The sequence below is a fragment of the Anaerofustis sp. LCP19S3_F7 genome (genome assembly GCF_052119445.1).
GTDB lineage: Bacteria > Bacillota > Clostridia > Eubacteriales > Anaerofustaceae > Anaerofustis > Anaerofustis butyriciformans.
The window spans coordinates 184,217-205,249 of sequence record NZ_JBQKFF010000001.1; the positions used below are offsets into that span (position 1 = coordinate 184,217).

At 31.6% G+C, this 21,033-nt stretch carries 22 protein-coding genes and 1 tRNA gene; 12 read left to right on the forward strand and 11 right to left on the reverse strand.

Annotation, left to right across the window (positions count from 1 at the left end; translation table 11 throughout):
* Window positions 1–4: 4 nt before the first annotated feature.
* Together ACTQYZ_RS00900 and ACTQYZ_RS00905 are read right to left on the reverse strand one after the other, a co-directional pair.
* A complete protein-coding gene (locus ACTQYZ_RS00900; RefSeq protein WP_441415827.1) occupies window positions 5–361 on the reverse strand; it encodes a YolD-like family protein in 357 nt (118 codons plus the stop codon).
* Window positions 345–1,619 (reverse strand): Y-family DNA polymerase, encoded by a 1,275-nt coding sequence (locus ACTQYZ_RS00905; RefSeq protein WP_441415828.1) that lies wholly within the window; start codon window positions 1,617–1,619, stop codon window positions 345–347. The genes ACTQYZ_RS00900 and ACTQYZ_RS00905 overlap by 17 nt, the downstream gene beginning before the upstream one ends.
* A gap of 165 nt (window positions 1,620–1,784) precedes the next feature.
* Here ACTQYZ_RS00905 and ACTQYZ_RS00910 point away from each other — a divergent pair, with 165 nt between their 5' ends.
* From ACTQYZ_RS00910 to ACTQYZ_RS00925, 4 genes are all read left to right on the forward strand, one after another.
* A complete protein-coding gene (locus ACTQYZ_RS00910) occupies window positions 1,785–2,180 on the forward strand; it encodes a rhodanese-like domain-containing protein (RefSeq protein ID WP_441021238.1) in 396 nt (131 codons plus the stop codon).
* A gap of 20 nt (window positions 2,181–2,200) precedes the next feature.
* On the forward strand, window positions 2,201–2,374 hold the full coding sequence (locus ACTQYZ_RS00915) for a hypothetical protein (protein ID WP_441021236.1): 174 nt from the start codon (window positions 2,201–2,203) through the stop codon (window positions 2,372–2,374).
* A gap of 90 nt (window positions 2,375–2,464) precedes the next feature.
* A complete protein-coding gene (locus tag ACTQYZ_RS00920; protein WP_441415829.1) occupies window positions 2,465–2,956 on the forward strand; it encodes a cyclophilin-like fold protein in 492 nt (163 codons plus the stop codon).
* A 4-nt stretch (window positions 2,957–2,960) separates the two neighbouring features.
* Entirely contained in the window at window positions 2,961–3,506 is a 546-nt protein-coding gene (locus ACTQYZ_RS00925; RefSeq protein WP_441415830.1) for a flavodoxin family protein, read from the forward strand.
* 32 nt (window positions 3,507–3,538) lie between these two features.
* On the opposite strand, the gene ACTQYZ_RS00930 is transcribed toward ACTQYZ_RS00925, so the two are convergent.
* The 4 genes from ACTQYZ_RS00930 to ACTQYZ_RS00945 form a co-directional block, all read right to left on the reverse strand.
* Window positions 3,539–3,623 (reverse strand) — tRNA-Tyr (locus ACTQYZ_RS00930).
* Between the two features lie 134 nt (window positions 3,624–3,757).
* Window positions 3,758–4,807 carry an alcohol dehydrogenase catalytic domain-containing protein gene (locus ACTQYZ_RS00935; RefSeq protein ID WP_441415831.1) on the reverse strand — a complete coding sequence of 350 codons (1,050 nt, stop codon included), beginning with the start codon at window positions 4,805–4,807 and terminating at the stop codon, window positions 3,758–3,760.
* Between the two features lie 166 nt (window positions 4,808–4,973).
* Window positions 4,974–6,704, reverse strand: coding sequence for an ammonium transporter (locus ACTQYZ_RS00940; RefSeq protein WP_441415832.1), 1,731 nt, complete (start codon window positions 6,702–6,704; stop codon window positions 4,974–4,976).
* Window positions 6,705–6,796: 92 nt separating this feature from the next.
* Entirely contained in the window at window positions 6,797–8,881 is a 2,085-nt protein-coding gene (locus tag ACTQYZ_RS00945) for a glutamine synthetase III family protein (protein WP_441021226.1), read from the reverse strand.
* 399 nt (window positions 8,882–9,280) lie between these two features.
* Between ACTQYZ_RS00945 and ACTQYZ_RS00950 the strand changes: the two genes are divergently transcribed.
* From ACTQYZ_RS00950 to ACTQYZ_RS00985, 8 genes are all read left to right on the forward strand, one after another.
* Window positions 9,281–10,387 carry a class II glutamine amidotransferase gene (locus ACTQYZ_RS00950; RefSeq protein ID WP_441021224.1) on the forward strand — a complete coding sequence of 369 codons (1,107 nt, stop codon included), beginning with the start codon at window positions 9,281–9,283 and terminating at the stop codon, window positions 10,385–10,387.
* A 1-nt stretch (window position 10,388) separates the two neighbouring features.
* Window positions 10,389–11,894, forward strand: coding sequence for a glutamate synthase-related protein (locus ACTQYZ_RS00955; protein WP_329382423.1), 1,506 nt, complete (start codon window positions 10,389–10,391; stop codon window positions 11,892–11,894).
* 3 nt (window positions 11,895–11,897) lie between these two features.
* Window positions 11,898–12,332 carry a 4Fe-4S dicluster domain-containing protein gene (locus ACTQYZ_RS00960; protein ID WP_441021220.1) on the forward strand — a complete coding sequence of 145 codons (435 nt, stop codon included), beginning with the start codon at window positions 11,898–11,900 and terminating at the stop codon, window positions 12,330–12,332.
* A 2-nt stretch (window positions 12,333–12,334) separates the two neighbouring features.
* Entirely contained in the window at window positions 12,335–13,570 is a 1,236-nt protein-coding gene (locus ACTQYZ_RS00965; protein ID WP_441415833.1) for an NAD(P)/FAD-dependent oxidoreductase, read from the forward strand.
* Window positions 13,567–14,298: a glutamate synthase gene (locus tag ACTQYZ_RS00970; RefSeq protein WP_441021216.1), complete on the forward strand. Its 732-nt coding sequence runs from the start codon at window positions 13,567–13,569 to the stop codon at window positions 14,296–14,298. Before ACTQYZ_RS00965 ends, ACTQYZ_RS00970 begins: the two co-directional genes overlap by 4 nt.
* An 8-nt stretch (window positions 14,299–14,306) precedes the next feature.
* Entirely contained in the window at window positions 14,307–15,602 is a 1,296-nt protein-coding gene (locus ACTQYZ_RS00975; protein ID WP_441021214.1) for a glutamine synthetase family protein, read from the forward strand.
* A gap of 30 nt (window positions 15,603–15,632) precedes the next feature.
* Complete coding sequence (locus ACTQYZ_RS00980) at window positions 15,633–16,202, forward strand: ANTAR domain-containing response regulator (RefSeq protein ID WP_441415834.1); 570 nt, start codon at window positions 15,633–15,635, stop codon at window positions 16,200–16,202.
* A 174-nt stretch (window positions 16,203–16,376) separates the two neighbouring features.
* Window positions 16,377–17,096: a YoaK family protein gene (locus ACTQYZ_RS00985; protein ID WP_441415835.1), complete on the forward strand. Its 720-nt coding sequence runs from the start codon at window positions 16,377–16,379 to the stop codon at window positions 17,094–17,096.
* A gap of 23 nt (window positions 17,097–17,119) precedes the next feature.
* Here ACTQYZ_RS00985 and ACTQYZ_RS00990 read toward each other — a convergent pair whose 3' ends face one another.
* Genes ACTQYZ_RS00990 through ACTQYZ_RS01010 form a run of 5 tightly spaced genes read right to left on the reverse strand, consistent with a single transcriptional unit; the run spans window position 17,120 to window position 21,028 of the window.
* The gene (locus ACTQYZ_RS00990) at window positions 17,120–17,788 is read right to left on the reverse strand and encodes an allulose-6-phosphate 3-epimerase (RefSeq protein WP_441021209.1); all 669 of its coding nucleotides are present in this window, start codon (window positions 17,786–17,788) and stop codon (window positions 17,120–17,122) included.
* Between the two features lie 55 nt (window positions 17,789–17,843).
* A complete protein-coding gene (gmk, locus tag ACTQYZ_RS00995; protein WP_138267903.1) occupies window positions 17,844–18,389 on the reverse strand; it encodes a guanylate kinase in 546 nt (181 codons plus the stop codon).
* Between the two features lie 12 nt (window positions 18,390–18,401).
* Window positions 18,402–19,277: a YicC/YloC family endoribonuclease gene (locus ACTQYZ_RS01000; protein WP_441021207.1), complete on the reverse strand. Its 876-nt coding sequence runs from the start codon at window positions 19,275–19,277 to the stop codon at window positions 18,402–18,404.
* A gap of 4 nt (window positions 19,278–19,281) precedes the next feature.
* The gene (locus tag ACTQYZ_RS01005) at window positions 19,282–20,277 is read right to left on the reverse strand and encodes a tRNA dihydrouridine synthase (protein WP_441415836.1); all 996 of its coding nucleotides are present in this window, start codon (window positions 20,275–20,277) and stop codon (window positions 19,282–19,284) included.
* Window positions 20,258–21,028: a type III pantothenate kinase gene (locus ACTQYZ_RS01010; RefSeq protein ID WP_138267900.1), complete on the reverse strand. Its 771-nt coding sequence runs from the start codon at window positions 21,026–21,028 to the stop codon at window positions 20,258–20,260. Before ACTQYZ_RS01010 ends, ACTQYZ_RS01005 begins: the two co-directional genes overlap by 20 nt.
* Window positions 21,029–21,033 lie beyond the last annotated feature (5 nt).

Genomic DNA, 21,033 nt, shown 5'->3' on the forward strand with positions numbered 1-21,033 from the left:
TGCATTAAAATGCACTTTTTTTATTTATCTTTTTTATGTCTATATCATATATATTATCAAATAAAATTTTATCACTTGTTATATATAAACATCTTGAAACAGTATCTATTTTACTTACCTTTCCCGTTTTTTCGATATATTCTCCCTTAAAATAATATATAATCGTAGCAATATCATTTCTTTTTAACTGTCTTAATTTGTAATCAAGCACCTCTTCATATTCTCTTGAAAATTCCTTTTTTTCAACTTTAACTTTTTCTTTTATTCTAAGTGCCTCATCATATCCTTTTAATGCTTTAAAAGGCATAAACTGCTTTGCTCTATCTTCTCTTTTCATCTTTATTCTATTTTGACTCTCCACTTCTATGCCCTCCAATTTGCATATTTCTTTCCCTTGCCGTTGCACCTTCTTTTAAGCTCATTCCTTTTAAAAGAGAATTTTTTCCATATTTATCTTTTATATTTATAATTGTTTTTTGAAGAACTTCTTCCTTTTTATTTTCTTCTATGTTACTAAACAAATTGTACTGATAAATATCATTATTGGTAACATTGTTAAATGTTATATAAAACCTATGAATTAATGCATCTTTTAAGACAATTTCATCATATAACTTTGATACATAAGAGCTTATTGTTTTTGAAGAGTTGGTTAAAGTAGGTATGGTTATTGTTCCATGTGAATATTTTTTAAAGTATTTTTTGTTATATCTTACATTAAGTGTAATGCAGCTACAAACAAGATTTTTTCTTGTAAGGTCAAGACATAAAGAATCCACCATTTCCATAACTATAATTTTTCCTGTTTTAACATCGCAGTCTTTTCCAAGGACTTGTCCGTTTCCTACTGAGGTAGCTTTAGGTTTGTATTTCTTTATATCTTGCATTGTAACGCTTTCTCTTCCCCATGCATGATCAATCAAAAGCTCCGCATCTATGCCAAATATTTTATAAAGCATATTTTCATCTGTCTTAGCCAAATCTTTCATGGTTTTAACCCCTATTTTTTCAAGCCTGTTTGCAATTCCCTTTCCTACTCTCCAAAAATCTGTTATTGGCCTATACTCCCATAACATTCTTCTATACATTTTTTCATTTAAAACACCTATGTTATCATCTGTTCTTTTAGCCATAATATCAAGAGCAACTTTAGCTAAATATAAATTACTTCCAATCCCACAAGCAGAACTTATACCGGTAGTATCATAAATATCTTTCATAATTTCTTTTGCAAGCTCTTTTGCATTCATTTTATACATATATAAATAGTCACTTACATCCATAAAAACTTCATCAATACTATAAACATGTATATCATCTTTTGAAATATACTTTAAATATATTCCGTAAATATCCGCAGAAACATCTATATACAATTTCATTTGCGGAGGAGCTATTATATAATTTATGTGTTTTGGTATTTCAAACAATCTGCATCTTCCGGGAACGCCCAACTTTTTCATTGCCGGAGATACCGCAAGACAAATTGTTTTTTGACTTCTCTTAGGGTCTGCAACCACTAAATTTGTAGTCATTGGATCAAGTCCCCGCTGTCTGCATTCCACCGATGCATAAAAGGATTTTAAATCTATGCACATATATATTCTGTTACTTTTCATAACATCACCTATCAAACATTTATTTGAAACATATGTTCTAATAAATTATATTACTTTTTTATATTTTATTCAATACGAAAATTTTTCCATTAATCATATTTTTTTATTTAAAAAGAATTTGATTTGTGATAATATTTGCTATACAAAACATATAAGGAGAAAAGAATGAAAACTATTATTGTTATATTATTAATTGCCATTTTATTATTTATAAGTTTTAAATTTCTTACTACAAAAGAAGAACCTACATCAAGTTATAATAAAATTACTGTAGATAAAGCAAAAGAAATGATGGAAAAAGAAGATGTAATTATAATTGACGTAAGAACAGAAGATGAATATAATACATCTCATATTAAAAATGCTATATTAATTCCAAACGAAACCATAGGAAATGAAAAATTAAAAGAAGTTAGTAACTTAAATCAAAAAATAATCATATACTGTAGAAGTGGTGCAAGAAGTAAAAAAGCCGCAATGAAGCTTATAAATATAGGATATAAAAATGTATATGATATGGGTGGAATTATGAGCTGGCCATATGAAACCGTAACAGAATAAATAAAAAAAGAGGAATAATCATGGAAACAGGAAACACAACTACTATTGTTAAAAAAACCGTAAAATCAGGTATTTCATTCGGAAGTGCCCTTGCAATGGTTATAAGCTATACAACTTGGCATTCTATATTCTGGGCGATAATACACGGGCTTTTTGGATGGGTATATGTAATTTATTTTATAATAGTGCATTAAAAAAACACTTCTTAAATGAAGTGTTTTTTTTATTTTCTCTTGACTTGTAGTTAAGTCCATGTAGTAAAGTAAAATAAAAAGGAGGTAATCATGAAAAAATTTATCTTTATATTCATTATTTTACTTATATTATGCTTAATTTTTATAAACTATCAAAAGAATAAATCTTATGAAAGTACTGAGAACAAAGAAATGAACGAAACAGAAAATGTAACATCAAATACCGAAAATATTCTGGCATTAGATATAAATATAGACGGTAAAGATTATGTTTTAAATTTAGAAAACAATCAAACTACAAAAGAACTTATAAAACTTCTTCCATTAAATATTACAATGCAGGATTTTAACCAAAATGAAAAGTTTTATAATTTACCTCAATCTCTTCCTACAGATGAATATGACGTAGGAAAAATAAATAAAGGTGATGTTATGCTTTACGGAGCAAATACTCTGGTTATTTTTTATAAGGATTTTGACACTTCATATCAATATACTAAAATTGGAGTAATAGAAAATTTAGATAAAGATAATTTTACAAATAAAAATGAAGTTCAAGTACATATTAAAGTAAAGGAGTAAAAGTATGAAAAAAAAGAATATTTTAATTATTTCTTCCACAATGAGAAAAGGGGGAAATTCAGAAATATTGGCTGAAAATTTTAAAAAAGGAGCAGAAGAAAAAGGACATATTGTCGAAATTGTATATTTAAGAAATTACAATATAAACTTTTGCAGAGGATGTCTATATTGTCAAAAGGAACATAAATGCGTTATAAATGACGATGCTAAATTACTTTTAGATAAATTTAAAAATGCCGATGCAATTGTGTTTGCAACACCTGTTTATTATTACACAATGTGTGGACAGTTAAAAAATTTCCTAGATAGAATGAACCCAGTATTTGCAATGAAATATAATTTCAAAGAAATATATCTACTTGCCTCATGTGCCGATGAAGAAGAAAGTGCAATAAATATAATATTAAAAGAAATTGAAGGCTGGATATCATGTTTTGAAGATGTAAAACTTATGGGACATTTATGTGCAACAAACGTAACAAACGTAAAAGATATTTTAAGTAATGAAAATATAATAAATAAAGCAATTACAATGGGAAAAAATGCATAAAAAAAATACCGACTATTCGGTACTTATAAAAATGGTGGGGGAGAATGGATTCGAACCATTGTAGGCTGAGCCAACGGATTTACAGTCCGCCCCCTTTAGCCACTCGGGCACTCCCCCGTGAATATGCTATAATATTTTAATATATTATGCCCCATTTGTCAATAGATTATAATTATATTAATAAAATAACAAAACTATTATCAATAATTTTCATGTTTACCAAAAAAAGAGCAGGATAACCTGCTCTTTTTTTATTCTTCCCATGGCTTTAAAATTACTTTTATAGCTTCCCCTGTTTTTGTCATTTCAATGCCGTGTTTTATTTCTCTTAAAGGAATTGTATGAGTAACAAATTTGCTTGCATCAATTTTCCCTTCTATTATTAAATCAAGTGCAGATTTAAAAGAAGCAGGATCAAAGCTATAACCTCCACAAAGTTGAAGTTCTTTATAATGAATTAAATTGCTGTCAAAATTTACACGGCAGTTATCATGAGGAAGTCCACCGAATAATAAAAGTTTTCCTCTTGGACGAAGATAATGAGTGGCCTCTTCCTGCGCAGAACCTACAGGACAGGCTGTAATTGCAACATCTACCCCATCCCCATTGGTTTCTCTCATAACAACTTCTTCCAAACTTTCTTTTGTTGGATTTACGAACACATCTATATAATCAAATCTTTTTGCTTTATCAAGTCTTGGTTGATTTACTTCTGATAATATAACTTTTTTAGCTCTTCTTAATTTCGCCATTGCACTATGCAAATTTCCAAGCGGACCTGCACCTATTACAAGAACAATGTCCCCTTTTGTTACATTGATAAAATCATGTGTTGAATATACGCTTGCCAATGTTTCTGATAAAGGAGCAAGATCCAAATTAAAATCATCAGGTAAAATATGTAAAAATTCAGGAGTTGAACCAACTGCAGGAACAGCCATATACTGAGCATATCCTCCATAAAAATTCATTCCCGGTACAGTAATATTTTTACAAAGGTTTTTAATATGTTTATCCGATGTACAATAACTGCATTTTCCGCATGTAATACCAGGATTTAACATAACCTTTTGACCTGCTTTATAATATTCACTGTCACTTTTTTCAATAATTCCTGCAACTTCATGTCCAATAACAAAAGGAGGTTTTACCTTTTTGTGTCCTGAAGTAAAAGTTCTTATATCAGAACCGCAAAGACCTACTGATATAACTTTTATAAGCACCCCGTTTTTAGGGCATTCAGGTGTTTCAATATCCCCATAATAAAAATCATTTGGTCCATTAAAAATTACTGCTTTCATATTCTATTCTCCTTAGTCTTTTCTTAATTACAGTTTAAAGTAGAGTAAAATATTTTACAATACTGAAAAAATTTGCAAAAGGAAATTTTACTTAATTAAAATGTATAGATGCTTATTAAACAAATAAAAAAGGCTTGTACGTTATGTACAAGCCTTTTCATTATTATTATTCTTCTTCAGGTTCTTGTAGGGCATCAAAGCCTTCTTCACCTGTTCTGATTTTAACAACATTATCAAGTCCGTAAACGAAGATTTTACCATCCCCGATATTACCTGTATATAAAGCTTTTTTCGCTTCTTCAATTACTGTTCTTACAGGAACTGCCGCAACTACGATTTCAACTTTTAATTTAGGAAGTAAGATAGATTCTACTTCACTACCACGATAGAAATGTTTTCTACCTTTTTGAACACCACATCCAAGAACATTTGTTACTGTCATACCTGTAACACCGATTTTTTGCATTGCAGCTTTTAAAGCTCCAAATTTATCTTTATTAATTACTATAGTAACTTTACTTATACCACTGTCAAGTTTTGTAACTTTGATATTATCTCCTTCAGTTGTTGTTTGAATAGCAGGTTTAACTTCTTTAGCTAAAGGAGCAGGTGTTTCAACACCAAGCAATTCACTTTCATCATCTAATGAATAATAGAAATCTCCTGCAGGAGCAAAGTCTGCATATGCGCTTACAAGTCCGTGTTCTGTAATGTCAAGACCTAAAATTTCTTCTTCTTCACTAGCTCTTAAACCTATTGTCTTATCAATTATCTTAAATACAATAAACATTGCGATAAATACATAAACTGCTACACTCACAACACCTAAAAGTTGAGTTAGGAACATATGAATTCCACCACCATAGAATAAACCACCATCAACAGCAAATAAACCTGTTAAAAGTGTTCCCGTCGCACCACAGCATCCATGAACTGCAATTGCACCAACAGGGTCATCAATTTTTAATACATGATCAATAAATTCAACTGCAAATACAACAAGTACACCTGCGATTGCTCCAATAAAGAAAGCACCTGTAGTAGAAACCATATCACAACCTGCTGTAATAGCAACAAGTCCTGCTAAAGCACCGTTTAAAGTCATAGAAACATCAGGTTTACCATATCTAACCCATGTAACAATTAAACTCATTAATGCTGCAGCTGCTGCTGCCATGTTAGTTGTTACAAAAACACTTGATGCTGATAGCATATCTGCATCAGTTGACATTGCAACTGTTGAACAACCGTTAAATCCAAACCAACCCATCCATAGGATGAATACACCAAGAGCACCTAATGCAATATTATGTCCCGGAATAGCTTTACTCTTTCCATTCTTGTCATATTTACCAAGTCTTGCGCCAAGAATTTTTGCACCTACTAATGCAGCAATACCACCTACCATATGTACTGCTGTTGAACCGGCAAAATCATGGAATCCTAGTTGGCTTAACCAACCACCACCCCAAATCCAGTGACCTGAAATTGGATAGATAATTGCACTGATTACAGCTGAATAAATTAAATAAGCAATAAACTTTGTTCTTTCTGCCATTGCACCTGATACAATTGTAGCAGCTGTAGCACAGAACACTGTTTGGAAAATAACAAAAGCCATTGTAGGGAAAGCACTATCATAATTTCCTCTGATAAAGAAATCTACTTTACCTATAATTCCACCAATGTCATCACCCATCATTATGCCAAAACCAAGTACCCAGAAAATAATGGTACCAAGAACAAAGTCCATTAAGTTTTTCATAATAATGTTACCTGCATTTTTTGCCCTGGTAAAACCTCCCTCTACCATTGCAAATCCTGCTTGCATCCAAAATACTAATATTGCTCCAAGTAATACCCAAATGGTATCAAGAGCACTAAATGTTGTTCCCATTTTTCTTTTCCTCCTAAAATTTATATATAAAAAAGCGCGTATGTAAATATTACATACACGCCTTTGTGCCTTAATTTATTTTATTTATATTCTTATTGAACACTAAATAAGATGTCACCATATGCTGGATATGGCCAGTATTTTTTATCAACAATAGTTTCAAGTTCGTCTGCATATTTTCTAACTTCTTCCATGTTATCAAATACTTTTTTCTTAAATGCCATTGCTCTTTGTTCTGCATCTTCAACTTTATCAGCTTCGCTTAAACCTTCTTCTAATACATTAATTGCATTATATAGTTTAGCATTTAAGTCACTTACTTGTACAACTGTTGTTTCTTCAACATCACTGTTTGCTAAAGGACAAACTGCCTTTTTAACTTGTAATGTTTCTGCAACTTCTTTTACATAAGCTATACAAGCAGGAAGGATTGAACCTTTTGCCATTTCTAGTGTAGCTTTTGCTTCAATTGAAAGTACATTTGCATATTCTTCAAGTAAAACTTCTGTTCTACTTTCAAGTTCATCTTTAGAAAGAACTTTATGTTTTTCAAATAATTTTACATTATCTGCACTTTTATATAAAGGAATTGCTTCAGCACTTGTTCTTAAGTTTAGAAGTTTTCTCTTAGCCGCTTCATCAACCCATTCATCAGAATATCCATCACCGTTGAAAATAATTCTTTGATGAGCAGTAAATGTTTCTTTAATTAATGCTTTAATTGCTTCTTCTGAATTATCTTTTTCTAATTTATCTGCAAATTCACTAAATGCATCTGCAACAATTGTATTTAAAATCATATTAGGACAAGCAACTGAGTCTTTTGAACCAACCATTCTAAATTCAAATTTATTACCTGTAAAAGCGAAAGGTGATGTTCTGTTTCTATCTGTTGTGTCTTTTGTTAAATCAGGAATTACAGTGGCACCTAATGAGAATTTTGTTTTTCCTTCGCTCTTATAATCATTATCTGAGATAATTGCATCAACTACACCTTTTAAGTCATCCCCAAGGAATATAGAGATAATTGCAGGTGGAGCTTCGTTTGCACCAAGTCTATGGTCATTACCTGCTGTTGCTACAGAAATTCTAAGTAGATCTTGATGTTCGTCAACTGCTTTTACAACTGCTGCAAGAACTAATAAGAACTGCATATTTTGTTTAGGATCGTTTCCTGGAGATAATAAGTTTTCTCCTTCTTTTGTTGTAATAGACCAGTTATTATGTTTACCACTTCCGTTGATACCTTCAAATGGTTTTTCATGAAGTAAGCATACAAGCCCATGTTTTCTTGCGATTTTTTTCATCATTTCCATCATAATTTGGTTTTGGTCTGTTGCTGTATTTGTTGATGAATATACAGGTGCAAGTTCATGTTGTGCAGGAGCTACTTCATTATGTCTTGTCTTTGCGGTAATACCAAATTCCCAAAGACTTTTATCTAAGTCTTCCATATATTCTAAGATTTTTGCTTTTATTGAACCAAAGTAATGATCATCAAGTTCTTGACCTTTTGGAGATGGAGAACCGAATAATGTTCTTCCTGTATAAATAAGGTCAGGTCTTTTCTTATACATTTCTTCTGAAATAATGAAGTATTCTTGTTCAGCACCTACAGAAGTGCTTGCACCACTACATTCTTTACCTAAAACTTTTAAAAGTCTCTTTGTTTGATTGCTTATTGCTTCAATAGATTTAAGAAGTGGAGCTTTTTTGTCAAGTACTTCACCATTGTAAGAACAGAAAATTGCAGGAATGCATAAAGTATTATCTTTAATAAAAGCATAACTTGTAGGATCCCAAACAGTATATCCTCTCGCTTCATTTGTTGCTCTAAGTCCGCCTGATGGGAAAGAAGATGCATCAGGTTCTGCTTGAAGTAAATCTTTACCTGATAAACGTAAAACAACATTATCTCCATCTGGTTCGATAAAAGCATCATGTTTTTCTGCTGTTAAACTTGTCATTGGTTGGAACCAATGAGTATAATGTGTACAGCCATTTTCAAGTGCCCATTCTTTCATTGCGTGTGCAACTTCGTTTGCAATGCTTATATCAAGTCTTTTACCCTGTTCAATTGTTTCTTTTAATTTTTTATATGTATCCTTTGGTAATTTTTCTTGCATAGTTTTGTCATTAAAAACTTTGCTGCCAAATAATTCGGGTATTCCGCTCATAATTTTTACATCCTTTCATGTTTAATTTTGTATCTGCCTTAATAAGTTTTGCATATAAAATAATTATACAATTTTTTCTTTTAGGTTTCTACTAAAAATTAAATAATTATTTTATCTATCAAAAACCTTATTAAAAACAAAAAGGCACCGTAAGCACTTAGCTTACAGCGCCTTTGCTGTGTGTATGAGTGGATTTTACTACGATGATTTATTTTTGTCAAGTCTTTTTTTAAATTTTTTAAATTTTTAGAAAATTCAAAAAAAATACAAATTTCTCTTGCATTTTATTAGTTTTGCGTTTATACTTATAACACTAACTAAATATTAAGGACAACGGCGTCCAATAAGTACTTTGTTTTTATGTGCTTATTGGGCGCTTTATTTTTTGGGGGTGTAAAAATGATATTTGACGAAAGATACAAAGAAGGAAATGTAAGAATACCTTCAGGATGTGCCATAAGCGGTATTTTTCATAAAGATGGAAGAAGAACCGACGGAAGAGACATTATAACATCAATTGAAGTAATGCATGAAAGAAGCAATGGGCTTGGTGGAGGATTTGCCGCTTACGGAATATATCCAGAATATAAAGACTATTATGCTTTTCACGTTTTTTATGATGATAATATTGTAAGAAAAGAATGTGAGGCTTTTTTAGATACTCATTTTGATATTATCGAACAAGGAATCATTCCTACTAGAAAAATTGATAAAATTACAAACGAACCTTTAATATATAGATATTTTGTATTACCAAAAGAATCTAAACTAAAATCTTCTCAATTAGATGAAAAAGAATTTGTAGTTGAATGCGTTATGAATATAAATACAAATATGCAAGGCTGCTATGTATTCTCATGCGGAAAAAACATGGGTTCTTTTAAAGCAGTAGGTTATCCGGAAGATGTAGGCGAATTTTATAAATTAGATGAATACAAAGCGTATTCATGGACAGCACACGGCAGATACCCTACCAACACTCCTGGTTGGTGGGGTGGTGCCCATCCTTTTAGTCTTCTTGACTACTCAATAGTTCATAACGGTGAAATATCTTCTTATGATGCAAACAGAAGATATATTGAAATGTTTGGATATAAATGTAATCTTCTAACAGATACAGAAGTAATTACATATATGATGGATTATTTGCTTAGAAAAAATAAACTTACATTAAAAGAAGCAGCTGAAGTTGTTGCTGCGCCTTTCTGGGAAACAATAAAAACAAAAGACGAAAAAGAAAAAGAAAGACTTTCATATTTAAGAACTATGTTTTCAAGTCTACTTATCACAGGTCCTTTCTCTATTATCTTAGGCTTTAACGGAGGACTTATGGCTCTTAACGACAGATTAAAACTTCGTTCAATGGTTGTTGCCGAAAAAGGAGAAAGCGTATATATGGCAAGTGAAGAAAGCGCAATAAAAATCATACAAAAACAAGTAGACAAAATTTACTCACCTTCCGGTGGTGAACCTGTAATAGTTACATTAAACAAGGGGGTAGAATAAGATGGGAATTAATTTTATACATCCACAGTTTGAAGTGGTAAGAAATCAAGACAGATGTATACAGTGCAGAGTATGTGAAAGACAATGTGCAAATGAAGTACACTTTTATGATGAAGACAGCAAACTTATGTTAAGCGACGAAACAAACTGCGTTGCTTGTCATAGATGTGTATCTCTCTGCCCTACTAAAGCACTAAAAATCGTTGAAAGCGACCATACTTTTAAACCTCATGCAAATTGGAATAAAGAAAACATTGAAAATATTTACCGTCAAGCTGACAGCGGTGGAGTGCTTCTTGCATCAATGGGAAATCCTAAAGAGTACCCTATTTACTTTGATAAAATGCTTATAAACGCATCTCAAGTAACAAACCCATCTATTGACCCCCTAAGAGAGCCAATGGAAACAAAAGTAAGCTTAGGAAAGAAAAATGTAAAAATTGAAAGAGATGATAAAGGAAATATTGTTCCAAACACTCCTCCTCAAATCAAATTAAACGTTCCAATAATGTTTTCTGCAATGTCTTACGGCTCAATAAGTTACAACGCTCATGAAAGCTTGGCAAGAGCTGCAAGCGAACTTGGAATAATGTATAACACAGGTGAAGGTGGTCTTCACGAAGACTTTTATAAATACGGAAAAAATACAATAGTTCAAGTTGCGTCAGGTAGATTTGGCGTACATAAAGATTATCTTGATACATCAGCAGCTATTGAAATAAAAATGGGTCAAGGTGCGAAACCCGGTATCGGAGGACATTTACCGGGAGAAAAAATCGGTCCTGATATTTCAAAAACAAGAATGATTCCAGAAGGAAGTGACGCAATAAGTCCTGCTCCTCATCATGATATTTATTCAATTGAAGATTTAAGACAGCTTGTTCTTTCTCTAAAAGAAGCAACAGGATATAAAAAACCCGTTATCGTAAAAATTGCAGCAGTACATAACGTTGCCGCAATAGCAAGCGGTATCGCAAGAAGCGGTGCAGATATAATTGCAATAGACGGTTTTAGAGGAGGAACAGGAGCAGCTCCAACAAGAATCAGGGATAACGTAGGTATTCCAATCGAACTTGCTCTTGCAAGCGTAGATTCAAGACTTAGAAGTGAAGGCATAAGAGATAATGTTTCTCTTGTAGTTGGCGGAAGTATAAGAAGCAGTGCAGATGTAGTAAAAGCAATTGCCCTTGGTGCCGACTGTGTTTATATAGCAACTTCAGCATTAATGGCCCTTGGCTGCCACTTATGTAGAAATTGCCACAGCGGAAAATGTAACTGGGGTATTGCAACTCAAAGACCAGACCTTGTAAAAAGATTAAATCCTGATATTGGATATAAAAGAGTAGTAAACCTAGTAACCGCATGGGAACATGAAATAAAAGAAATGATGGGCGGTATGGGAATAAACTCAATAGAAGCATTAAAAGGAAACAGACTAATGTTAAGAGGTGTAGGTCTTAACGAAAAAGAACTTGAAATACTAGGAATAAAGCACGCAGGAGAATAAAAAATGAAAAGAATTTACGTCAATGAACAATGGTGTTTAGGGTGCCACCTATGTGAATATAACTGTGCCTTTGCAAACAGTAAAGAAGACAGCATGATAAAAGCACTTAAAGGGAAGAAAATCTATCCTAATATAAGGGTTGAAGATAAAAATCAAGTTCACTTTGCAGTATCTTGCAGGCACTGCGAAGAACCAATATGCGTAAAAAGCTGTATCAGTGGAGCTTTATCAATAAAAGACGGGCTTATTAGTGTAGATAAAGAAAAATGTATCGGATGTTTGACATGCGTTTTAGTTTGTCCTTACGGTGCAATTCATCCCGACGAAGAAAATAGTGTTGTAAACAAATGTGAATTTTGTACAAACAATTCTATTGGAGAACCTAACTGTGTAAAAGGATGTCCAAATAATGCCATTGTTTTCGAAGAAAGGGGTTAATTATGAGCAAATATGTAATTATCGGCGGTTCTATTGCCGCCGTTGGAACAATAGAAGGAATAAGAAGTGTTGATAAAAACGGTGATATAACTTTAGTAACGGATGAAAATCATTTTATCTACTCAAGACCTTTAATATCCTATCTTGTGGAAGGAAAGACAACTTTGGAGAAAATGAGATATAGAGAAGATGATTTTTATATAAAAAACAATGTAGAAGTGATAAAGGGGACTAAGGCGGAAAAAATCGATTATGAAAATAAATGTATCGTCCTTAATAATAAAAGAAACATCCCTTTCGAAAAACTAATGATTGCAACCGGCTCTTCCCCTTTTACACCTCACATTGAAGGAGAAGAAAAGGTAAAAAACAAATTTACTTTCATGTCTTTAGATGATGCTCTAAACCTAGAAAAAGCAATTACCAAAGACAGCAAAGTATTAATTTTAGGCGCAGGACTTATTGGACTTAAATGCGCCGAAGCAATTAACAATAAAGTTAAAAATGTTACGGTTGTTGACCTTGCTGATAGAATTTTACCAAGTATCCTTGATGAAAAAGGATGTAAATTGGTTCAAAAACACATTGAAAAACAAGGTGTTAAATTTATACTCGGTAACAGTATTGATAAAATTGATGAAAAACAAGCTACCCTAAAAGATGGTTCAAAGCTTGATTATGATATATTCGTGGTTGCAGTAGGTGTAAGACCAAATGTAAACTTAGCAGAAGAAATAGGTTGTGAAGTTAACAGAGGTATCATAACTGACGAACATGGAATGACAACATTAAAAGATATTTATGCCGCAGGAGACTGCACTGAAAGTTATGATATTACAAGAGATCAAAATATTATTCTTGCTCTTCTTCCAAATGCTTATTTTAAAGGTGAAACTGCAGGAGTAAATATGGCGGGAGAAGAAAAATCCTATAAAAATGCAATGCCAATGAACTCTCTTGGATTATTTGGTCTTCATATGGTAACAGCCGGAAACTACGATGGCGAAGAATATATAGTAGAAAATGAAGATGAATATAAGAAGCTTGTATATAAAGACAACCTTCTTAAAGGCTTCATTATTATAGGAAATGTAGATAAAGCCGGAATATACACTTATTTAATAAGAGAAAAAGCTAATCTTAGTGACATAGATTTCGATTTAATTAAAGATAATCCTGGGCTTATGGCATTTTCAAGAGATTACAGAGACTCTAAACTTGGAGGTAAAAAGTTATGAGATTTGGTGCAAAAGGACTTGAACATAAACAAATAAATGAACAAATTAAAGCTTGTGCTTTAAAAGACCTGGATATAACCGTTGATGATGTAATGGGACAAAGATTTATAGGAGCAGGTATGTCTAAAGTTAATCTTACTATAAACGGAGTTCCGGGCAATGCAGTGGGAGCATATCTTGACGGAGCACACATCACTATAAATGAAAATGCACAAGACGCAACAGGAGATACAATGAATGACGGTGAAATTGTAATCCACGGTTCAAGCGGAGATGCAACGGGATATGCAATGCGTGGTGGCACAATATACGTTGAGGTTGATGTAGGATACAGAGCAGGTATCCATATGAAAGCCTATAAAGATAAAAAACCTACAATAATCGTTGGAGGCAAAACCGGCTCATTCCTTGGAGAATATCAAGCAGGAGGAAATATCGTTGTATTAGGGTTAGGTTACGAAGATAAAGAAATTCCAATGGGTAATTTCTGTGCAACAGGCATGCACGGAGGAAAAATTTATCTTAGAACAAACAACCCTCCTGTATTTGATGGCGACAAACTTATCGTTAAGGAAGCGAGCAAAGAAGATTTAGAGGAAATAAAAGATAATATAAAAAAATATTGTAATTATTTTAATAAAGATTATGATAATATTATAGAAAGTAAATTTTATATTATAATTCCAAACACAAAAAGTCCATATAAACAATTATATACTAATCATTAGGAGGGTATATGAATAATATTACAAAGGAAGTCATCAATTTCGTTAAAGAAAACGACATTAAATTCATTAGACTTGCATTTTGTGATGTGTTCGGCATTCAAAAAAATATAGCTATAATGTCAGATGAACTACAAAATGCTTTTGAAAACGGAATAGCCTTTGACGGATTTGCAATAGACGGATTTGCAAACGAAAAAAATAATACTTTACTTTTATTTCCGGATCCAACAACTTTATCAATTCTTCCTTGGAGGCCATCGGAAGGAAGAGTCGCAAGATTTTTCTGCGATGTCAAATATCCAAATGGAGAAAATTTTGAAAGCGACTCTAGAATGATTCTCACAAAAGCAGTTAATAAAGCGAAGGAAATGGGATATACAATTAAAGTAGGAACAGAATGTGAATTTTATATTTTTAAAACAGACGACGAGGGACAACCAACTTTAATGCCTTACGATGAAGCGGGATATTTTGATGTCTCTCCTGTTGATAAGGGAGAAAATATAAGAAGAGAAATATGCCTTACCCTTGAAGAAATGGGAATAACTCCTATAAGTTCTCATCATGAAAGAGGCCCCGGACAAAACAGAATAATATTTAGAAACTCCGAGGCCTTGCTTGCTGCAGATGATTTTGTCACATTCAAATGGATTGTAAAAGCAATTGCAAATAAAAACGGCGGATATGCTACTTTCATGCCAAAACCTCTAAAAGAATTATCCGGCAGCGGGCTTCATCTTAATCTTCTTGTATTTAAAGATAACGAAAATATTTTATCCAAAGGGCTTGAAGATTCTAAAGAAGCAAAATATTTTATAGCGGGAATAATGAATAGGATAAAAGAAATAACTGCTATTTTAAATCCGACAAGAAATTCATATAAAAGATTTGGAGAATTCTATGCGCCAAAATCAATTACTTGGTCAAAAAAGAACCCAAATACGCTTATAAAAATAACAGACTATATTGAAAACAGAAGCAAGGTTACATTAAGAAGTCTTGACCCTACGGCAAATCCTTACTTAGCTTTTGCTCTCGTAATTAATGCGGGATTAGAGGGAATTAAAAGAAAAGAAGAATTAAACGAAAATGCCAATTTAAAATATTTTACACAAGATGCAAAAATAGAAGATATCGATACTCTTGCAGATAATTTTAGTTCGGCACTTGGCGTTTTTGAAAACAGTACATTCGTAAAAGAATGTCTTGGAGAAAATCTTGTATATAACTTTGTCAATAAAAGAAAAAAAGATTTACAAATAGATGAAGACATTCAGGAACTTAAATATTTTTTAACGGAATAAAAAAGTATATATCATATGGGAGGTGATTATTTGGATAAAGTATTGATAGTTTCATATAGCGAAAAAGCAAAAGATACTTTATGTCAATTATTAAAAGAATATCATAATGTTCAAATAATCACGACATCATCCGCCTCAAAAGCAAGACGATATGTAACAAACAACGAAGTAGCTGTTGCAATTATAAATACTCCTTTAAAAGAAGAAACGGGAACTCAGCTAAGCCTGGATTTTGCAAGACTCAATATAGGAACAATTTTAATGGTAAAAAGCGAAATTGTTGAACAAATAAGTGCAGATGTTGAATTTGCCGGAGTTTTTGTACTTCAAAAACCAATTATTAAACCTATGTTTTATCAAGCTTTTAAAATGCAGATGGCACTTAAAAACAGACTCTTAAATCTAAAAAAAGAGAATGAAAAGCTAAGGAATAAAATAGAAGAAATTAAAATTGTAGACAGAGCAAAACTTATTTTAATGGAAAATAAAAACCTTAATGAAGAACAGGCACATAAATATATAGAAAAACAGGCAATGAATCAAAGAGTAAGCAGATACTTGATAGCTAAAGATATTTTAATAAAATATAATATAATGTAGTTATCTATCATTTTTACTTTAATATATAATTTTACCAAAAAGAAGAGTCATATATATATGACTCTTCTTTAATGTTTATATTATTACCCAGGAAATAATCCTCTTTCTCTACCCCTTGAAGTTTTATTACTACTGTTCTATACTATTAAACATAACATGATTAGAGGTAAAAATATGAATATAAAAAAGAATAATTCAAAATATCTTTTTTGTGAATCAAAACTGGTATATTTACTTTTGATGTGTAGTGCAGGAATGATGGGAGCATATACTTTTAATCTAAGAGGCGGTGTGTTTTGTAATGCACAAACAGCAAACTTTGTAATGATGGCAATCGCATTTGGAAAAGGAAACATATCACACGGTTTTTATTTTTTAATTCCAATAACTGCTTACTTTCTCGGAGCTTTCATATCAGAATCTCTCCCCTCTCCAATAAAAAAACTGGGATTTTTACGATGGGATACGTATCTTATCGCTTTTGAAATGATTGTTCTTTTTATCATGGGACTTATTCCTCTTACACTTCCAAATCAAATTGTACAAGTATCTATAAATTTCATTGCATCCATGCAGTATAATACATTTAGACAAGCGGAAGGCATTCCTATGTCAACAACTTTCTGCACAAATCATTTAAGACAAATAGGTATATCTATATCAAGAATTATAAGAAAGAAAGATTATAAATTAGTAAATAAGTGTTTAACTCATTTATGTATGTTATTTTTCTTCGTAGTAGGTGGAATAGTCCTTACTTTTGCATGTAGATTTTTTATAGAAAAAGCTATATGGCTTGCGATTATTCCTCTTCTTGTTACATTATGCATATTAATGTATGGAGATATTTACAAAGAACACGATTTATTAGATAGAAAACCTGCTGGACATTAAAAAAGAACGGTAATACCGTTCTTTTATGCTTTTGCTATTTGTTCAAGAGTTATATTTACCGCTTTTTCCAAATCATCATCAAGAGAAAAAAGCCCTCTGTTTCCTACTATATAAATATCAACTCCTGCATCTTTATATTCTCTAAAATGCTCTTTATTTACGACTCCGTCAACTTCAATCATAAAATTTAGTTTCTTTTTTTCTCTAATTTTAACAAGCTCTTTTATTGTATTAAGACTTTCAGGAATAAACTCTCCCCCTGCAAAACCAGGTTCTTCACTCATTACAGTAACCTTATCTACCTTTTCAATATATTTTTCCAAATCGCTTGCTTTTGCTTCGGGACTTAGCACTACCCCAAAATCTTTATTTCTGTCATGAAGAAATTTTGCTGTTCTAAATGCTTCGTTTATAAGTTTCTCGCTGTGAATACTTACACAGTCTGCCCCGCTTTCAACCATTTCTTCTAAATAATAAAATGGATCTATTAACATTACATGTGCATCTAACTTTTTATCTGTAATAGTTCTTATTGCTTTCATAAACGGAGGTGTAAAAGAAAAATTCTTGAAGTATACTCCGTCTATTATGTCAACATGATATGAATATACATATTTATTTAGTATTTTTATTTGCTTTTCGATATTAAGTAAATCCATACACATAAGAGATGGGCTGATTTTATATTCCATTTGCTTTCTTCCTTTTTTATTTTATTATACAAAAAAACCGACTATTTTGTCAGTTTTATTTTAAAATTATTTCTTTTATTTCTTCTACGGCTTTTTCAAGATTATCATTTACTACAACATAATCATATTTATCTTTATATGATATCTCTTTTTTTGCCGTGCCTATTCTAAGTTTAAGCTGTTCTTCACTTTCAGTGTTTCTTCCTGTAAGTCTGTTTATAAGCTCTTCTTCGCTTGGAGGCATTATAAAGATTAACTTTGCTTCACTATTTTGTTCTTTTATCTGCATTGCTCCTTGAACATCAATTTCAAGTATTACATGATATCCTTCATCGAGCATTTCATCAACTTTTGCTTTTAAAGTACCGTAGTAATTATTAAATACATTGGCATATTCGTAAAAAGCATTTTCCTTTATCTTCTTTTCAAATTCTTCTTTTGTAAGAAAGAAATAATTTACTCCATCAACTTCACCTGTTCTTTTATCTCTTGTTGTTGCTGAAATTGATATCTTTATTTTATCTTCTTTTTCAAGAAGTGAACATATTGTACTTTTGCCACTTCCTGAAGGACCTGATATTACAAATAAGTTTCCTCTCATTTTCTTCTCCTACTATTCTATATTTTGAACTTGTTCTCTTATTTTTTCAAGCTCGCTTTTTATTTCAACAACTGCAGTACTTATTTCAAAGCTGTTTGATTTTGATGCAATTGTGTTTGCTTCTCTGTTAATTTCCTGTAAAAGAAAATCTAGCTTTCTTCCAATAGGTTCTTTTTTTTCTATTATTGAAAGGAAAGATTTTAAATGATTTGAAAGTCTTACAAGTTCTTCTGTTATATTTACTCTTTCTGCATAAAGTGCAATTTCAGTTGCTATTCTATCAGGATCAATAACGCCTATTTTATATTTTTCTATATGGTCATTTAATTCTTTTGCATAATTTTCTGGGATTTCGTGAGCAAGTTTTGATATTGTTTCTTTTTGTTCATCGATAATATTAATTCTTTTTACGAAATCTTTCTTTAGTGCTTCGCCTTCTGCACTTCTGCTTTCAACAAGTGTATCTACTGCTTCTTTTATGGCACTTTCAAAGTATTTCCATTGTTCCTCAAGGTCAATTTCTGCTTCTTCTGCTTTTATTACATCAGGATATCTTGCAATGTTTATGATTGATATATCATCATTTACCCCAGGGAAATCATTTTTTATTTGATTTAATATTTTATAGTATTCCCCTGCAAGCTCTTTATCATAATGAAGCGATACATCTTCGCTTCCAAATTTTTCAGTCTTTATAAATACATCTATTCTTCCTCTGTTTACTTTTTCACTTATAAGGTTTCTGATTTTTTCTTCAAAGGCTAAATATCTTCTTGGAAGTCTTATATTAAAATCTCTGTAACGATGATTGATTGTTTTTATTTCAACATCAATTACAAGGTTTTCACTTCTATATTCACCTCTTCCAAAGCCCGTCATGCTTTTCATATTTTTATTCTCCTTCTTTTAATATATCGTCTATTCTGTCAAATACTTCATATACTTGTTCTTGTTCAAAAATGTTATTTATGCTGTTTCGTATTTTGGCACTGTTTTTTATTCCTTTTATATACCAATATAAATATTTTCTAAATTCCACAACGCTTTTCTTTGCAGTTGAATATTTCATGTGAATTTCAAAATGTTTTCTTGCAGCATTTATTTTATCTTGATTATTATACACGCTAACTTCCTTACCTTCAATAAGTTCGTTAAACTGAGAAAAAATAAACGGATCATAATTTGCCCCTCTTCCTATCATTACGGCATCTGTTTTTGTATAATCCATTTTTTCCTTTGCTTTAAGGTAGTTATCCAAATCACCGTTTACTACTATAGGAACATCTGCATTCTCTTTTGTTTTTTTAATTTCATCATAATCAACTTCTCCGGTGAATACCTGCTCCCTTGTTCTTCCGTGTACGATAATCATATCTGCTCCGCCGTCTTCTACAGCTTTTATAATATCGAGTATATATTTTTCATTAAAGCCAAGTCTTACTTTTACGCTTAAGGGTTTAGTTGAGTTTTTCTTAACAGCCTCAGTAACCTCTCTTGCTTTTACAAGATCTTTTAAAAGCGCAGAACCGTCCCCGTTATTTACTATTTTCTTCATAGGACAGCCCATATTTATATCTATAAAGTCAAACTCTGTATAATTCAAATGTTCGTTTGTTATCTTACCCATAATTGCAGGGTCACTTCCGAATATTTGAATCCCACAGGCACAATCCGTATGCTCGATTTCATTTGTTTCCATTAAAGGAAATGTGTTTTTGCTTCCATAAAATATTCCTTTTGCGCTTACCATTTCGCTTACAAATATTCTACAGCCCATTTCCTTCATAAAAATACGATAAGGCAGGTTTGTTACACCTGCCATTGGAGCTAATATTCCTTTGTTTTGTTTAAAAAGTTCGCTAAAATAATTATTTTTTGTTTTTGTCATATATAATCTTTAATCCTTTTAATGTAAGTAATGGGTCAAAATCGTCTATAACATTTGTTTCAGGATAAATTATTTTTCCATATCCTCCACATGCTACGACTTTTATTCCCTCTTCGTTTAATTCTTCTTTCATTTTTCTTATAACATATTCAACTTGTCCGATATATCCGTATACAAGACCTGCCTGCATACTTGTTATAGTATTACTTGCAAGTATACTATCTGGTTTTTTTATTTCTATCTTAGGAAGTTTTGCAGCTTGTTTCCAAAGTGCATCGGCTGATATTTGAATACCGGGAGATGTTACCGCATAAGAAAATACTCCATCTTTATTTACATAATCATATCTTGTTGCAGTTCCAAAGTTTACCACTATAACAGGACATTTATATATATTATAAGCTGCCGCTGCATCTACAATTCTATCTGCACCTACTTCTTTTGGGTTATCTGTTCTTACGTTAATACCTGTTTTAATTCCGCTACCAACAATCATAGGAGTAACACATAAATATTTTTTTATTGCATTAACTAAATGATAATTTACATCAGGAACAACACTTGAAATAATTGCTCCTTGAAAATCTTTTATATTAATACCAAAATGAGAAAAGAATGTTATTATAAGAGTTCCTATTTCATCACTTGTTCTATCTTGCTTTGTAATATATCTAAACTCATGTATTAACTTATCATTTTTAAAAATACCAAGTTGTGTAGTGGTATTGCCTACATCAATAACTAAAATCATTTTTC

Excerpts from the sequence above, each read along its gene's own strand:
- ACTQYZ_RS00905 (WP_441415828.1), bottom strand. The coding sequence starts at position 1,619 with ATGAAAAGTAACAGAATATATATGTGCATAGATTTAAAATCCTTTTAT.
- ACTQYZ_RS00910 (WP_441021238.1), top strand. The coding sequence starts at position 1,785 with ATGAAAACTATTATTGTTATATTATTAATTGCCATTTTATTATTTATA.
- ACTQYZ_RS00915 (WP_441021236.1), top strand. The coding sequence starts at position 2,201 with ATGGAAACAGGAAACACAACTACTATTGTTAAAAAAACCGTAAAATCA.
- ACTQYZ_RS00920 (WP_441415829.1), top strand. The coding sequence starts at position 2,465 with ATGAAAAAATTTATCTTTATATTCATTATTTTACTTATATTATGCTTA.
- ACTQYZ_RS00925 (WP_441415830.1), top strand. The coding sequence starts at position 2,961 with ATGAAAAAAAAGAATATTTTAATTATTTCTTCCACAATGAGAAAAGGG.
- ACTQYZ_RS00935 (WP_441415831.1), bottom strand. The coding sequence starts at position 4,807 with ATGAAAGCAGTAATTTTTAATGGACCAAATGATTTTTATTATGGGGAT.
- ACTQYZ_RS00940 (WP_441415832.1), bottom strand. The coding sequence starts at position 6,704 with ATGGGAACAACATTTAGTGCTCTTGATACCATTTGGGTATTACTTGGA.
- ACTQYZ_RS00945 (WP_441021226.1), bottom strand. The coding sequence starts at position 8,881 with ATGAGCGGAATACCCGAATTATTTGGCAGCAAAGTTTTTAATGACAAA.
- ACTQYZ_RS00950 (WP_441021224.1), top strand. The coding sequence starts at position 9,281 with ATGATATTTGACGAAAGATACAAAGAAGGAAATGTAAGAATACCTTCA.
- ACTQYZ_RS00955 (WP_329382423.1), top strand. The coding sequence starts at position 10,389 with ATGGGAATTAATTTTATACATCCACAGTTTGAAGTGGTAAGAAATCAA.
- ACTQYZ_RS00960 (WP_441021220.1), top strand. The coding sequence starts at position 11,898 with ATGAAAAGAATTTACGTCAATGAACAATGGTGTTTAGGGTGCCACCTA.
- ACTQYZ_RS00965 (WP_441415833.1), top strand. The coding sequence starts at position 12,335 with ATGAGCAAATATGTAATTATCGGCGGTTCTATTGCCGCCGTTGGAACA.
- ACTQYZ_RS00970 (WP_441021216.1), top strand. The coding sequence starts at position 13,567 with ATGAGATTTGGTGCAAAAGGACTTGAACATAAACAAATAAATGAACAA.
- ACTQYZ_RS00975 (WP_441021214.1), top strand. The coding sequence starts at position 14,307 with ATGAATAATATTACAAAGGAAGTCATCAATTTCGTTAAAGAAAACGAC.
- ACTQYZ_RS00985 (WP_441415835.1), top strand. The coding sequence starts at position 16,377 with ATGAATATAAAAAAGAATAATTCAAAATATCTTTTTTGTGAATCAAAA.
- ACTQYZ_RS00990 (WP_441021209.1), bottom strand. The coding sequence starts at position 17,788 with ATGGAATATAAAATCAGCCCATCTCTTATGTGTATGGATTTACTTAAT.
- gmk (WP_138267903.1), bottom strand. The coding sequence starts at position 18,389 with ATGAGAGGAAACTTATTTGTAATATCAGGTCCTTCAGGAAGTGGCAAA.
- ACTQYZ_RS01000 (WP_441021207.1), bottom strand. The coding sequence starts at position 19,277 with ATGAAAAGCATGACGGGCTTTGGAAGAGGTGAATATAGAAGTGAAAAC.
- ACTQYZ_RS01005 (WP_441415836.1), bottom strand. The coding sequence starts at position 20,277 with ATGACAAAAACAAAAAATAATTATTTTAGCGAACTTTTTAAACAAAAC.
- ACTQYZ_RS01010 (WP_138267900.1), bottom strand. The coding sequence starts at position 21,028 with ATGATTTTAGTTATTGATGTAGGCAATACCACTACACAACTTGGTATT.